We start from the raw sequence: 13,088 nt of genomic DNA on the forward strand, positions 1-13,088 counted from the left end.
ACGGCCGGCCTGGCGCCACGCGCTAATCCATCTGCTCGACGCGATCCCGCCCGCCCTGCTTGGCGGCATACACCCCCGAGTCGGCCCGCAGCAACAGCGCATCCGCGCCCTCCCCCGGCCGCCAGCTGGCAATGCCGAAACTGGCGGTGACCACGCCCACCACGTCCACCGGCGCACTGCGCAGGCCCTGCCACAACTCCACGGCCAGCATGTAGGCGTGTTCACCGTCGATGTCCGGGCACAGCACCATGAACTCCTCGCCGCCGAGTCGGCAGAACACATCGGTACGCCGCAGCCGATGGCCGATGCGTTCGCACACCGCCTGCAATACCCGGTCGCCGACGGCATGGCCGTACTGGTCGTTGATGCGCTTGAAGTGGTCAATGTCGAGCATGATCACCGACAGCTCGCCACCGCCGCGCTCGACCCGAGCCATTTCGGTGGTCAGGCGCTCCTGGAAATAGCGGCGGTTGTGAATGCCGGTCAGGGAATCGGTCACCGATAGCGCGCGCAATTCCTCTTCCACCCGTTTCAGGTCGGAAATGTCCGAGATATAGCCGTGCCACAGCACGCCACCGCCCGGCAGTTCCTCTGGCGTCGCCTCGCCGCGCACCCAACGCAGGCCGCGCTCGGGCAGCAGCACGCGGTACTCCTCGCGCCACGGGCTGAGAAGGTCCGCCGAGGCGCGGATCGACTTGCGCACCCGCGACACGTCCTGCGGATGGATGCGGGTGAAGATGGTCTCGGCATTGAGCAGCAGCACATCCGGCTCCAGCTCGTAGATCTCGCGGATACCGTCGCTGGCGTAAATCACGCTGAAACGGCCGTCGAATTCCATTTTGAACTGGTAGATGCCACCGGGCACGTGGGCACTGAGCTTCTTCAACAGCACGTCGCGTGCTGCCAGGGCTTCGTGCACGCGCTTGCGCTCGGTAATGTCGATGCAGATGGCCAGGTGACCGACCCACAGGCCCTGCTCGTCGAGCACCGGGGTCGCCAGCATGTTCACCGGCAAGTGACTGCCGTCCTTGCGCACCAGCGTCCATTCCCGGGCCTCGTGGCCGCCGACCTCGCCGCCCTCCACCAGCATCGCCTGGCAAGTCGGAATGCTCTTGCCGTAGCGCGCGCTCAGCTCGGCGGCGCGGGCCACCAGCTCGCGGGGGAAATGCAGGTTTTCCAGGGTCATGTGCCCGACCACTTCGTCGCTGCGGTAGCCGAGCATCTGTTCCGCGCCGGGGTTGAAGGTGTTGATGACGCCGCGCAGGTCGGTGGCGATGATTGCCACCTGGGTCGCCGCGTTGAGCACTCCGCGCAACTGGCCGTGGGTGCCGCGCAGTTCCAGTTCGCGCTCGTGCAGCTCCTGAGTGCGCAGTTCGACCATGCGCAACGCCCGCTGACGCTGACTGACCAGCACGTACAGCAGCGCGCTGAGCAACAGGCTGAGCATCGCCCCCAGTATCACCAGGCTGCTGACGGACGAATGGTTGGCCTGCAGGAACGCCTCGCTGGGTTGCATTTCCACCTGATAGTCGTGATCCGCCAGGCGCAGCAGACGGGTGGCAGCCAGATCACTGGCACCGGGTTTGTTCGAGGACTCGAACAGCACCTCGTGCTGGTCCGCGGTGGACAGATCCAGGATACGCACCGTGAGGAAATCCTGGTTTTCTTCCGGCAGCCCGTCCGCCAGCAACTGGCGCATGCTGATCACCGCCATGACATAGCCCTCGGCCAGTCCGCGCGGATTGCCCGTGCGAATGACCGGGGCCAGGAGCAATACGCCCCGGGCGTAGGCCGGCTCGATGCCGACCAGGTGCAGCGGCTGGGAAACGGCCATGCGGCCGGTGCTATCCGCACGCTCGAGAGTGGCCCGCCGCAGTGGCTGTGCCAGCAGATCGTAGCCCAGCGGCGTCGGCAGGCGGCTCTGGCTCTGGGTGTAGAGCACCGGCACGTATTGGTCACGATTGCCGGCTATCTGCAACTGGCCGTCGCCATTCAATTCACGCAGGGTGAACGTACTCAGGCCCTCGTTACGCACCGCCTGCTCCAGTGCAGGGCGCTGGGCGAGCGTGATGCGGGGCGCGTAGGAATAGGCTTGGGTGCGCAGAAGAAGAGGTTTGGCATAGCCATCGAATTCGGCGCGGGACACCGACTCGGAGTTGGCGAAGAATCGTCGCAGGCCATCGAGGCGTTGCTCCTGGTCCTGAAAGCGCTCCTCGATGCGGCTGTAGCGTTCGTTGGCCAGCAGTTGGAAGCGCTGGCGCAGCTGATTATGAAACTGATTGAGCGAGGCCCAGGCCAGCAGCCCCGTGAGAATCCCGCCGGCGAGCAATACCAGCAGCGCGACCAGCCAGGCCGAGACGTCTTCGCTGATGAAACCCAGGATCTTTGGGCGCACGGGGTGCAACGACATAAGAGCCACTCACTACGCCAGCATCTGCGGGAAAACCCCATTGGCCGTGAGATGAGTTATAGCTATTAGCCACTAATTTGGCTAGGGCTGAAGGAACCGCAGAGCCTTTAAAAATCAAGGCTCTGTGGATCCAATTTGCCATGGCGTCAACGAGCCGTGATTTTCCAGGCGCGGTGGATCTTGCCGTTTCGCGCGAAATCCGGGTCGATGGTCTGGGCGGTAATTTCCTCGACCGCATAACGCTCGGCCAGATTTTCTTCGAGCTGGAACTTGCGGAAGTTGTTGGAGAAGTACAACACCCCGCCCGGGGCCAGGCGCGCCATGGCCAGGTCGATCAGTTGCACCTGGTCACGCTGCACATCGAACACGCCTTCCATACGCTTGGAGTTGGAGAAGGTCGGCGGGTCGATAAAGATCAGGTCGTACTCCTCGCGGCAGTTTTCCAGCCACGCCATCACATCGCCCTGCTCCAGGCGGTTCTTGTCGGAGAAACCGTTGAGCGACAGGTTACGCCGGGCCCAGTCGAGGTAGGTTTTCGACAGGTCGACGCTGGTGGTGCTGCGTGCGCCACCCTTGGCCGCGTGCACGCTGGCGGTCGCGGTGTAGCAGAACAGGTTGAGGAAGCGTTTGCCGGCGGCCTCTTTCTGAATGCGCATGCGGATCGGCCGGTGGTCGAGGAACAGGCCGGTGTCGAGGTAGTCGGTGAGGTTCACCAGCAGTTTGACGCCGCCTTCGCTGACCTCATTGAACTTGCCCTGCGCGGCTTGCCGCTCGTACTGCTTGGTGCCGCTCTGCCGCTCGCGACGCTTGACCACCACGCGGCTCTTGTCGATGTTCAGCGCCTGCGGAATGGCCGCCAGCGCATCGAACATACGGATCGACGCCTTTTCCGGGTCGATCGATTTCGGCGCGGCGTATTCCTGGACGTGCACCCAATCGTTGTACAGGTCGATGGCCATGGCGTATTCCGGCATGTCCGCATCGTACACGCGGTAGCAGTCGATGCCTTCGCGCTTGACCCATTTGCTCAGCGCCTTGAGGTTTTTCTGCAGCCGGTTGGCGAACATCTGCCCGCCTTCGCTCAAGCGCGGCTGCTCGATCACCGGGGCCGGAGCCGGCGCTGGCTTGATCGGGTTGCCGTTCTTGTTGAACTTGCGCTCCTGCGGCTCGTTCGGGGTCTGGTCGTACGCGGCCTGTTCACGCTCGGCCTGACGCTGCTCCGGGGTGCGACGCTCACCGGTGACGAACTGATCCGGCAGGACCTTGATCAACAGCAGCTTGCACGGCAGCGCGCCGTTCCAGAACGAATACTGTTTGTGGCTGCGGATGCCCATGCGCTTGCCCAGATCCGGCGCGCCGGTGAAGACCGCCGCCTCCCAGTTCAGGCACGCCTGGCGCAGACGCTCGCCGAGGTTCTGATAGAGGTACAGCAGGCTCGCTTCATCGCCCAGACGCTCGCCGTACGGCGGGTTACAGATCACCAGACCTTTCTGGTTCTGGTCCGGACGCGGCTCGAAGGTCGCGACTTCGCCCTGGTAGATCTTGATCCACTCGCTCAGGCCGGCGCGCTCGACGTTGTTGCGGCCCGGCTGGATCAGACGCGGGTCGGCTTCGTAGCCGCGGATCCACAGCGGTGGCTTGGCCAGGCCGGCGGCGGCACGCGCGAGCGCCTCCTCGTGAAGTTTTTTCCACAGGGCCGGCACATGGCCGAGCCAGGCGGTAAAGCCCCATTGCTCGCGACGCAGGTTCGGCGCCATGTCGGCGGCAATCATGCCGGCTTCGACCAGGAACGTACCGACACCACACATCGGGTCGGCCAGCGCCCCGCCTTCGGCGGCAATGCGCGGCCAACCGGAGCGAATGAGGATGGCTGCGGCGAGGTTTTCCTTCAGCGGTGCGGCGCCCTGCTGCAAGCGATAACCGCGCTGGTGCAGGCTGTGGCCGGAGAGGTCGAGGGAAAGAATGGCTTCGCCACGGTCCAGGCGCAGGTGGATGCGCAGGTCCGGATTGAGTTTGTCGATGGACGGGCGGTCGCCCTGCGGGGTACGCAATTTGTCGACGATGGCGTCCTTGACCTTCAAGGCGCCGAAGTGGGTGTTGTCGATGCCCGAGCCATGGCCGCTGAATTCCACCGCCAGGGTGCCGTCGGCGAGCATGTGATCCTGCCAGTCGACATCGAGCACGCCGTGGTACAGGTCCTCGGCGTCTTTCATCGCAAAGCGCTTGAGCACCAGCAACACGCGGTTGGCCAGGCGCGACCAGAGGCACAGGCGATAAGCGGTTTCCATGGTCGCCATGCCACGCACGGCGGAGGTGTGCTCGCGGGCGTCTTCAAGGCCAAGCCCGACGGCTTCCTCGATGAGCAGGCCTTCAAGGCCTTTGGGGCAAGTGAGGAAGAGTTCGAAACGATCGGACATGGTATTTCCAGAGCCTTTGGCTGAGTGGGACCGGCAACGCATTGCCGACCCGGTTTTCAATCAGGCGCTTTTCTACAAGAGCGCCCGCGTGGCACGAAGGTGTGCCGTTCCATCCCCGCTGCTCGGGTTAAAAGAGCTTAGATGCCGGGACAGATAAAAAAGTTGGAGCAACAAAATGACTCAAAGCAACCCTTCGTCGAATAGTACCCGACTGCAGGCGTGGGTCATTCTCACTAAAGGATTAACCCCATCATCCAGCGCAGGGCCGATCATACCGGGGTTTGCCCAATAAACGTTGGGCAAATACGCTGTTACTTATGGCCATAGCATCTTTTTCGTTACGTCCTTATGACAAAACGGTCATTCCCTCGATGTGACTCATTGGTTAGAACTTCACACAGGTTGACGTCGCAACGGCGTCAACACCTTGGCTCGCCACGCCGGCAGCGAGCCGCCAACGGCAGAGTTTTTCTGCCAGACCTCGGTTGAGGTCAACGCGACAAAAACAGTCAACAAGTGAGGGAAACACCCTATGAGAAGACTTAAGCGTGATCCGTTGGAAAGAGCATTTTTGCGCGGATATCAATATGGCGTTGGTGGCAAATCCCGTGAGCTTTGCCCATTTACTCTACCGTCGGTACGTCAAGCCTGGATCAACGGCTGGCGAGAAGGACGCGGCGACAACTGGGACGGTATGACCGGCACTGCGGGAATCCACAGACTCAACGAACTTCACGCCGTCGGCTGACACAGGGCACTTATTCCGACACGACAATCTGAATAGCTAACGACTTACCATGCACGTCCTTCCCGGACGGCGGGCTGCGGCCCAGGGGCTCCTTCGAGGAGCCCTTTTTTATGCCTGCCCCATTACTTGTGCACAAACCTGTGGCAGCGAGCCTGCTCGCGATGGCAGTGCATCAGTCACAGGATATGTTGACTGAACGGACGCCATCGCGAGCAGGCTCGCTCCCACAACGGATCAGCGCAGAGCGGCGATGGCGTCAACCGATTCGCGGATCAGCGCCGGGCCCTTGTAGATGAAGCCGGAGTAGATCTGCACCAGGCTTGCGCCGGCGGCGATCTTCTCGGCCGCATGCTTGCCTTCGGTGATACCGCCCGCCGCGATGATCGGCAGCTTGCCACCCAGCTCGGAGGCCAGCACTTTCACAGTATGGGTGCTCTTCTCACGCACCGGCGCGCCGGACAGACCGCCCGCCTCGTCACCGTGTTCCATGCCTTCGACGCCCACGCGGCTGAGGGTGGTGTTGGTGGCGATCACCGCGTCCATCCCGGTTTCGATCAGCGCCTGGGCGACCTGCGCGGTTTCCTCGTCGGTCATGTCCGGCGCGATCTTGATCGCCAGCGGTACATGTTTGCCGTGGCGCAGGGCCAGTTCGGCGCGGCGCGTGGCCAGGTCCGCCAGCAACTGCTTGAGCGAATCGCCGAATTGCAGGCTGCGCAGGCCCGGGGTGTTCGGCGAACTGACGTTGACCGTGACGTAACTGGCGTGGGCGTAGACCTTGTCCAGGCAGATCAGGTAGTCATCCACCGCGCGCTCGACCGGGGTGTCGAAGTTCTTGCCGATGTTGATCCCCAGTACGCCCTTGTATTTCGCCGCTGCCACCCGCGCCAGCAGGTTATCCACACCGAGGTTGTTGAAACCCATGCGGTTGATGATCGCCTCGGCTTCCGGCAGGCGGAAAATCCGTGGTTTCGGATTGCCCGGCTGCGGACGCGGGGTCACAGTGCCGATTTCGACAAAACCGAAACCCAGCTGCGCGAAGCCGTCGATGGCCGCGCCGTTCTTGTCCAGACCGGCCGCGAGCCCCACAGGGTTGGGGAACTCCAGGCCCATGACATTCACCGGCAACGACGCCGGGGCCTTGCACAGCAGCCCGTTGAGGCCCAAACGCCCGCCCGCGCCGATCAGATCCAGCGACAGATCGTGGGAGGTTTCCGGGGAAAGTTTGAACAACAGCTGACGGGCCAGGGTGTACATGGGCGGCTTTGACTCGAGGCGGCGAAAAGAGGCGGCGATTATAGCCGGCCAACCGTGCACCGCGCGAGGCGCACGCGCAAATCCCTGTGCACTGGCCTATGCCTCACGCCGACGGCGCAATCAGCCCCCACCAACTATGCGTGCAGGCCAGACTGTGGCGTCATCCACCGATTTTGCCTCGGCGGCGCCCTTCAGCTGCAGGCCACCAATCCCGTCGGAATCGCACCCAGGGGCCGAGAAATGCACAGCAGCCAAGTGATCGACAGCAACGTCGGGGACGGCACTGACGCAGCGTGACGCCCGCAGACGGGCGTTCGAGGTCAAATCGCAGGCAAAGAAAAGCCCGGCCTGAGCCGGGCTTTTCTCAAAGCGGCGAGCTAATTACTTAGCTTGGGCTTCAACCTGCGCTTCTACGCGACGGTTTACAGCGCGGCCAGCTTCAGTTTTGTTGTCAGCAACTGGGCGGGATTCGCCGTAGCCGATCGACTGAACGCGGGACGATTCAACACCGTACTGCTGGGTCAGAACCTGCTTAACGGCGTTTGCACGACGCTCGGACAGTTTCTGGTTGTAAGCGTCAGGACCGACGGAGTCAGTGTGACCTTCAACAGTGGTGTGAGTGGCTGGGTACTGCTTCATGAAGTCAGCCAGATTCTTGATGTCAGCGTAGCTGTTTGGCTTGACGACCGACTTGTCGAAGTCGAATTTCACGTCCAGCTCTACACGAACAACTTCAGCAACTGCTGGGCAGCCATCAGCGTCAACAGTTACGTTGGCTGGGGTGTCCGGGCACTTGTCAACGTTGTCGCAAACGCCATCGTTGTCGCTGTCGGAGCAGACTTCAGCCGGAGCTGGAACTGGAGCAGCAGCAGGCTTGTTGCCGCCACCGAAGTTCACACCCAGGCCAACAACTGGAGCGTAGTTCCAGCGACCGTTGTCCAGTTTGTAGTCAGCGTCTACACCAGCACGGGCGTAGAAGTTTTCAGCGAAGTAGTACTTAACGCCAGCGCCGGCGTTCAGGTAAGTCGACTGATCGCGACCGCTGTGGCCGTCAGCTTCAACGTTGGTCAGGCTACCGTGCTTAACACCACCAGCGATGTAAGGACGCAGAGCGTCGCCAGCATTGTTGAAGTGGTACTGAGCGATCAGACCGAAGTTGTCGCCGTGCAGCTTCTGGCTACCGGTACCGTCGTTCGAACGGGTGTGGTTGTTACGGTCGTAGGTGAAGTTCAACGCTACGTCGTCGGTCAAGAAGTAACCGATAGAGGCGCCTGGGTTGAAGCCGTCTTCGACGTGATCGATGCTGTCGTTGTACTGCTTCTTGTAGAACAGTTCGCCTTCAACTGCGCCTTGGCCTTGTGCCAGTGCGCCGAACGAAGTAGCGGCAATCAAAGAACCAATGGCCAAGCCCAAGGTGTTTTTCAGTTTCATCCGTTAAATCCCCATCTGGTGATTGTGAAGCAGTCCCGCAAACCGGGGGACAACTCGGCGGCAAGTCTATCAGAACTTGCCTACACGTAAGAGATATTTGCGCCGAACTAAGTTTCAGCAATGCCTGCAAATTTCTCACGCAATTTATCTAGAGCACGTTTGTAACGCATTTTTGTCGCACTCAAACCCATGTGCATGATGTCTGCGATCTCCTGAAACTCCAGCTCTGCGACAAATCGTAGCACCAGAATTTCCCGGTCGATCGGGTTCACATACACCAGCCAGCGATCGAGTCCGCCCTTTTCCTCCGGTTTCGGCGCCTTTTCTTCGGACGCCTCCTCGAGGGGGTCAAGACTCAAAGCGTCCATCAAGCGACGCTTTCGCCGTTCCTTCCGATACTGCGTGATGCATTCGTTGTAAGTGATGCTATAGAGCCATGTCTTGAACTTCGATTTCCCCTCGAAGTTCTTCAGGCCGTACAGCACCTTCAACATCACTTCCTGACAGACATCGTCCGCGTCGCGATCGTTCCCAAGATATCGTGCACAGACGTTAAATAATGTTCGCTGGTAACGCCGCATCAGTTCTTCGTACGCGCGCGTCACGTGAAACAGCTCGGTATGCGAGCGCGCGACCAACTCCTCATCAGAGAGCTCGCGGGGGTCGTAGCGCGTGGATAGCGTTTGGGCTTTATTCAAAACAAGTCGTGCCGACAGTCAGGTCAATGTCCACCGCAGCCAGCGTCAGCTGGCATTTTGCGGCGGCATACATTAGCAGGGTTTGCCGGGTTAGCGGCTACTCACATGCTGCTCCAGCAGGATCCGATTGGAGAGTGAGACTAGCTCACCCTCATCGGTCAGCAATGTGGTTTTAACCGTGCCGATCTCCTCGATCTGGCCTTCGACCTCGCCAACACGCACTTGTTGCCCAACCTGATACAACTCACGCACATAGATTCCCGCAAGAATCTGACCGGCAATTTCCCGGCTTCCCAACCCCATGGCCAGCGCAACCGCCAGACCAACGGTAATCAATACGATGACAATCACATGGTTCAGCAGGTCGGTCTTGACTTCGAGCTGACTGATCGCAACCGAGATGCTGATGATGATCACCAGCCCCTGGGCAATACGCCCCAACCCCGAAGCGTAGTCCAGACCTACGCCTTCTGCCGCCCCGCGTACCAGGCCGTTGGCCAGTTGCGCCAGCAGCACACCCACCAGCAACACCAGCGCGGCGCCGAAGACTTTCGGCAGATACAGCGCCAGCATGTCCAGCGTAGCTGAAACTCGCTCGAGTCCAAGGGATTCTGCTGCAGAAACCAGAAAAATCAGCAGAACGAACCAATAGACAATTTTGCCGATCAACGTCGAAATCGGTACTTGCAGGCCGGCGCGCGACAGCAGTTTGGTCAGCCCGGTGCCGCCCATCAGGCGATCGAGGCCGAGCTTGGCGAGCAACTTGGACAGCAAGGTGTCCAGCAGCTTGGCCACGACGAAACCCAGCAGCAGCACGACCAGTGCGCCGAACAGATTCGGAATGAAGTTGGCGACTTTGGTCCACAACGCAGTCATTGCAGTGACGAGGCTCTGAGTCCAGAGATCTAATTCCATGTTCAATCAGCCTTATCAGCAGTGCGAGCAGTAGGTTTACGAAGACGGGAAACCGGCGCGACATGGGCCGAGCCGTTGTTCAGGGCGATCATCAGCGCGGGCAGCCAGCGGCCCAGCAGGCTGAAAAGATCACCGGCGCCCACCTGGCGGTTGGCGGTTTTGAGTACGCGACCCAGGCAGGCATCGTCGTCGCGGCTGGACGGCGAAGCGTTGAGCATGTCGCGCAGAGACTGTTCAAACGGATCGTGCATACGCACCTCTCGTGATGTCTGTGAAAGACGCGGGCAAATCTGGTCGGGTCACATGCTGCATCGTCATACCCAGCGCAAACGGCGGAACAACCACCATTGTCCGAGCGCCACCGTGACCATCAACAGGCACGCCACCAGGAAGCCGTAGGGGCTCCCGGAAAGTGGAATGCCACCGACGTTGATCCCCAGCAGGCCGGTGAGAAAACTCATCGGCAGAAAGATCCCGGTAATGATCCCGAAGCGATACATGGTGCGATTCATACGCACGCTCAAACGCCGGTCTTCCGCCTCCAGCACAAGCCCCATGCGCTCTCGAGTCAATTCCAGCTCTTCGAGATAGCGGGTCAGGCTGTTGTTCAATTCATTCCAGTAGTCAGCGTCGTCATCGACGAACCACGGCAGTTTTATCCGCGTCAGCTGGCCGAAAATGTCCCGCTGCGGCGCAAGGAAACGCTTGAGTCCGGCCGCACGCCGGCGAATGTGCAAAATGGAGCCGTGCTCGGGGGTATACCGTTCGTCGGCATCCAGTTTTTCTTCCTCTTCATCGACCAGTTCCGACAGGCAGGTGACCAGGTCCTGCACCTTGTTGGTGAGAAACTGCGCCAGATACAGGATCAGTTCGGAAGCGGTTTTCGGCCCTTTGCCCTCTCCCAGCAACGCGAGCAACTCGTCGGTGGCGCGCAATGGTCGCAGGCGCAGGGAAATGACCCGTTGCGCAGAGGCGAAGATCCTCACCGAGACCATGTCTTCCGGCTCGGCGCCCGGATTGAGATTGACCCCGCGCAGAAACAGCAGCAGTTCGCTATCGGCCAGTGGCAGCAGGCGCGGCCGGGTGTTCTCTTCGAGCAACAGGTCGCAGGTGAACTCGTTAAGGCCACTGGACTTGCGCAACCAGGTCTGGGTCTGCGGATGACTGCGATCCCAGTGCAGCCACAGGCTTTCATGGGCCTGCAGCTGCAAGTCGTCGAGTTCAGTCCGGGCTATCGAACGCGCACCGCCTTTACCGTCCAGCACCAGGGCATGCACCAGCCCCCACTGCGCGTTTTCTTCCTCGAACATCCTCACCCCTGTGCGTACCGCGATTTATTCAGGCATCTGCAGCGGGCTCGGCGAAACGATCACGCCGTTGTTGTCCGCATAGATGTAGTGGCCCGGATGGAACGTCACGCCGGCGAAAGTCACCGCTACGTTGAGGTCGCCGATACCGCGTTTTTCGGTCTTCATCGGGTGGCTGGCAAGGGCCTGCACGCCGAGGTCGGTCTGGGCAATGACGTCGACGTCGCGGATGCAACCGTAGATCACCATGCCTTCCCAACCGTTTTTCGCCGCTTTCTCAGCGATCATGTCGCCCAGCAGCGCACGGCGCAGGGAACCGCCGCCATCGACCACCAGCACCTTGCCGTTGCCCTTGAGCTCGGCCTGTTCCTTGACCAGCGAGTTGTCTTCGAAGCATTTGACGGTCACGATTTCGCCGCCGAAGGAATCACGGCCGCCGAAATTGCTGAACATCGGTTCCAGCACCTGTACCAGCTCCGGATAGGCGTCGCACAGGTCAGGCGTGAGGTAATGGTTCATCGAAAAACTCCTGTAACAAGGAAGACGATCAAGGATGTCGCACTCTTGTGAAACGAGTCCCGGCGGTCGCTGTTTACCTTAGTTCATGCCATGGTCGCTGAGCGAACCTGAACAAACGCTGAAACGTAATAGCTAAATAGCCACCAAATATGACCGGAACAGCACAATGCGTCATATCTTAGCCGCAAGCCGCCTCGAACGAAACGCCCTTTTCCGCGCTCCGCGCTTACCCCGCCGCTGCCAGATCGCTCTTCTGGTCCAGTAACGGTGTGTGCTGATCCGCCAGCCAGCGTGCCACCAATGGCCAGACCTCTGCCTGCGCTGCCTTGCTCACCAGCATTTCGACGTGGCCGAAATTATCCTTGAAACCCTGTTCGCGTCCCAGATTGATGAACTGCTTGTGCTCGGAACCGATCTGCTCGAACAGTTTGCGACAGGCCCAGGCCGGATCCTGATGATCGCCGGCCGCCGTCACGGTCAGCACCGGCACCTGGACGTCGGCCAGCCCGGCCCACCAATCCTTGTCCTTGTCGCCGAAACGGCCGAACAGGCCATACCAGCGCATGCTTTCCAGGGCCAGACCGATCGGCTCGTCCTCCGGGCCGCGCTTGAGGCGCGAGCCGGACAACTGGGCGAAACGCTTGAGAATGAAGCGCCCGCTCCACTCCACCGGCGGAATCTTCAACGGCCAGTAGGTGCGGCTGACCTGGGTGCCGAAAAACGCCGCCGAGGCCACCGCCGGTTCGCCGAGGTATTCGCCGCCCAGCGCCGCCGCCAGGGTGATGCCACCCAGCGAATGGCCGATCCAGTGCGGCACCTGGCCACTTTGTTCGCGAACGAACGCGGCAATCGCCGGCAGATCGTAGCGTGCGTAGTCGGCGACGCGGTTGCGCCGGTAGTCCTCGTTGCGCTGCGACAGGCCGTGGCCGCGCATCTCCGGGATCCACACGTCGTAACCCAGGCGCGTCAGGTAAGCGCCTAGCCCCAGGCCCTTGGGCGAAAACCAGAAGCGTCGGTTGGAAAAGCTGCCGTGCAGCAGAATCACCGGCACGCCGCGCACCGCAGGTTCATCGGCCATGCCCAGGCGGGTGACCGCAATCTCCACGGACCAGTCCGGGCTGTTGCCCGGTTTCAAACGATAAACGTCTTCGCTCAGATCGCCGCGCCGTTCGGCGCTGATCAGGGCGACAGGAAATAGGTTGCTGCTGCTTTGCATAATGCTCTTGCACAAAAAAGGGCGGCATCTACAGGAGCCCGCCCTACTCAAATCTCAAACCCGCCTCCTGTGGGAGTGAGCCTGCTCGCGAAAGCGGAGTGTCAGCCAACATCACTGTTGAATGTTACTTTGCCTTCTTCGGAACGCCGCCCGGAGCAGGCTCGCTCCCACAA

Annotated in this window: 11 protein-coding genes; 1 reads left to right on the top strand and 10 read right to left on the bottom strand. The window is 60.9% G+C overall.

All coding sequences use genetic code 11. From position 1 onward, the window contains the following. Nucleotides 1-22: 22 nt before the first annotated feature. Entirely contained in the window at nucleotides 23-2,410 is a 2,388-nt protein-coding gene (locus QRN70_RS06275; RefSeq protein ID WP_285416408.1) for a sensor domain-containing diguanylate cyclase, read from the bottom strand. Between the two features lie 146 nt (nucleotides 2,411-2,556). Continuing rightward, nucleotides 2,557-4,827, bottom strand: a complete 2,271-nt coding sequence (gene rlmKL, locus QRN70_RS06280) for a bifunctional 23S rRNA (guanine(2069)-N(7))-methyltransferase RlmK/23S rRNA (guanine(2445)-N(2))-methyltransferase RlmL (RefSeq protein WP_285416410.1) — start codon at nucleotides 4,825-4,827, stop codon at nucleotides 2,557-2,559. 532 nt (nucleotides 4,828-5,359) lie between these two features. Between rlmKL and rmf the strand changes: the two genes are divergently transcribed. Then, nucleotides 5,360-5,575, top strand: a complete 216-nt coding sequence (rmf, locus tag QRN70_RS06285) for a ribosome modulation factor (protein ID WP_003223300.1) — start codon at nucleotides 5,360-5,362, stop codon at nucleotides 5,573-5,575. A gap of 234 nt (nucleotides 5,576-5,809) precedes the next feature. On the opposite strand, the gene QRN70_RS06290 is transcribed toward rmf, so the two are convergent. From QRN70_RS06290 to QRN70_RS06325, 8 genes are all read right to left on the bottom strand, one after another. Then, entirely contained in the window at nucleotides 5,810-6,829 is a 1,020-nt protein-coding gene (locus QRN70_RS06290; RefSeq protein ID WP_285416412.1) for a quinone-dependent dihydroorotate dehydrogenase, read from the bottom strand. 381 nt (nucleotides 6,830-7,210) lie between these two features. Beyond that, nucleotides 7,211-8,260 (bottom strand): OmpA family protein, encoded by a 1,050-nt coding sequence (locus tag QRN70_RS06295; protein ID WP_285416414.1) that lies wholly within the window; start codon nucleotides 8,258-8,260, stop codon nucleotides 7,211-7,213. A 107-nt stretch (nucleotides 8,261-8,367) separates the two neighbouring features. Further along, nucleotides 8,368-8,958, bottom strand: a complete 591-nt coding sequence (gene sigX, locus QRN70_RS06300) for an RNA polymerase sigma factor SigX (RefSeq protein WP_011333251.1) — start codon at nucleotides 8,956-8,958, stop codon at nucleotides 8,368-8,370. Nucleotides 8,959-9,048: 90 nt separating this feature from the next. Continuing rightward, a complete protein-coding gene (locus QRN70_RS06305) occupies nucleotides 9,049-9,873 on the bottom strand; it encodes a mechanosensitive ion channel family protein (protein WP_008048604.1) in 825 nt (274 codons plus the stop codon). Nucleotides 9,874-9,875: 2 nt separating this feature from the next. After that, nucleotides 9,876-10,124, bottom strand: coding sequence for a hypothetical protein (locus QRN70_RS06310; protein ID WP_007951986.1), 249 nt, complete (start codon nucleotides 10,122-10,124; stop codon nucleotides 9,876-9,878). Between the two features lie 63 nt (nucleotides 10,125-10,187). Beyond that, nucleotides 10,188-11,183: a divalent cation transporter CmaX gene (gene cmaX / locus QRN70_RS06315; protein WP_285416416.1), complete on the bottom strand. Its 996-nt coding sequence runs from the start codon at nucleotides 11,181-11,183 to the stop codon at nucleotides 10,188-10,190. A gap of 24 nt (nucleotides 11,184-11,207) precedes the next feature. Beyond that, complete coding sequence (gene rraA, locus QRN70_RS06320) at nucleotides 11,208-11,699, bottom strand: ribonuclease E activity regulator RraA (protein ID WP_285416418.1); 492 nt, start codon at nucleotides 11,697-11,699, stop codon at nucleotides 11,208-11,210. Nucleotides 11,700-11,925: 226 nt separating this feature from the next. Next, the gene (locus QRN70_RS06325; RefSeq protein ID WP_285416420.1) at nucleotides 11,926-12,915 is read right to left on the bottom strand and encodes an alpha/beta fold hydrolase; all 990 of its coding nucleotides are present in this window, start codon (nucleotides 12,913-12,915) and stop codon (nucleotides 11,926-11,928) included. Nucleotides 12,916-13,088: the final 173 nt, after the last annotated feature.

The organism is Pseudomonas sp. efr-133-TYG-5 (assembly GCF_030209175.1).
Taxonomy (GTDB): domain Bacteria; phylum Pseudomonadota; class Gammaproteobacteria; order Pseudomonadales; family Pseudomonadaceae; genus Aquipseudomonas.

Excerpts from the sequence above, each read along its gene's own strand:
- QRN70_RS06275 (WP_285416408.1), bottom strand. The coding sequence starts at position 2,410 with ATGTCGTTGCACCCCGTGCGCCCAAAGATCCTGGGTTTCATCAGCGAA.
- rlmKL (WP_285416410.1), bottom strand. The coding sequence starts at position 4,827 with ATGTCCGATCGTTTCGAACTCTTCCTCACTTGCCCCAAAGGCCTTGAA.
- rmf (WP_003223300.1), top strand. The coding sequence starts at position 5,360 with ATGAGAAGACTTAAGCGTGATCCGTTGGAAAGAGCATTTTTGCGCGGA.
- QRN70_RS06290 (WP_285416412.1), bottom strand. The coding sequence starts at position 6,829 with ATGTACACCCTGGCCCGTCAGCTGTTGTTCAAACTTTCCCCGGAAACC.
- QRN70_RS06295 (WP_285416414.1), bottom strand. The coding sequence starts at position 8,260 with ATGAAACTGAAAAACACCTTGGGCTTGGCCATTGGTTCTTTGATTGCC.
- QRN70_RS06305 (WP_008048604.1), bottom strand. The coding sequence starts at position 9,873 with ATGGAATTAGATCTCTGGACTCAGAGCCTCGTCACTGCAATGACTGCG.
- QRN70_RS06310 (WP_007951986.1), bottom strand. The coding sequence starts at position 10,124 with ATGCACGATCCGTTTGAACAGTCTCTGCGCGACATGCTCAACGCTTCG.
- cmaX (WP_285416416.1), bottom strand. The coding sequence starts at position 11,183 with ATGTTCGAGGAAGAAAACGCGCAGTGGGGGCTGGTGCATGCCCTGGTG.
- rraA (WP_285416418.1), bottom strand. The coding sequence starts at position 11,699 with ATGAACCATTACCTCACGCCTGACCTGTGCGACGCCTATCCGGAGCTG.
- QRN70_RS06325 (WP_285416420.1), bottom strand. The coding sequence starts at position 12,915 with ATGCAAAGCAGCAGCAACCTATTTCCTGTCGCCCTGATCAGCGCCGAA.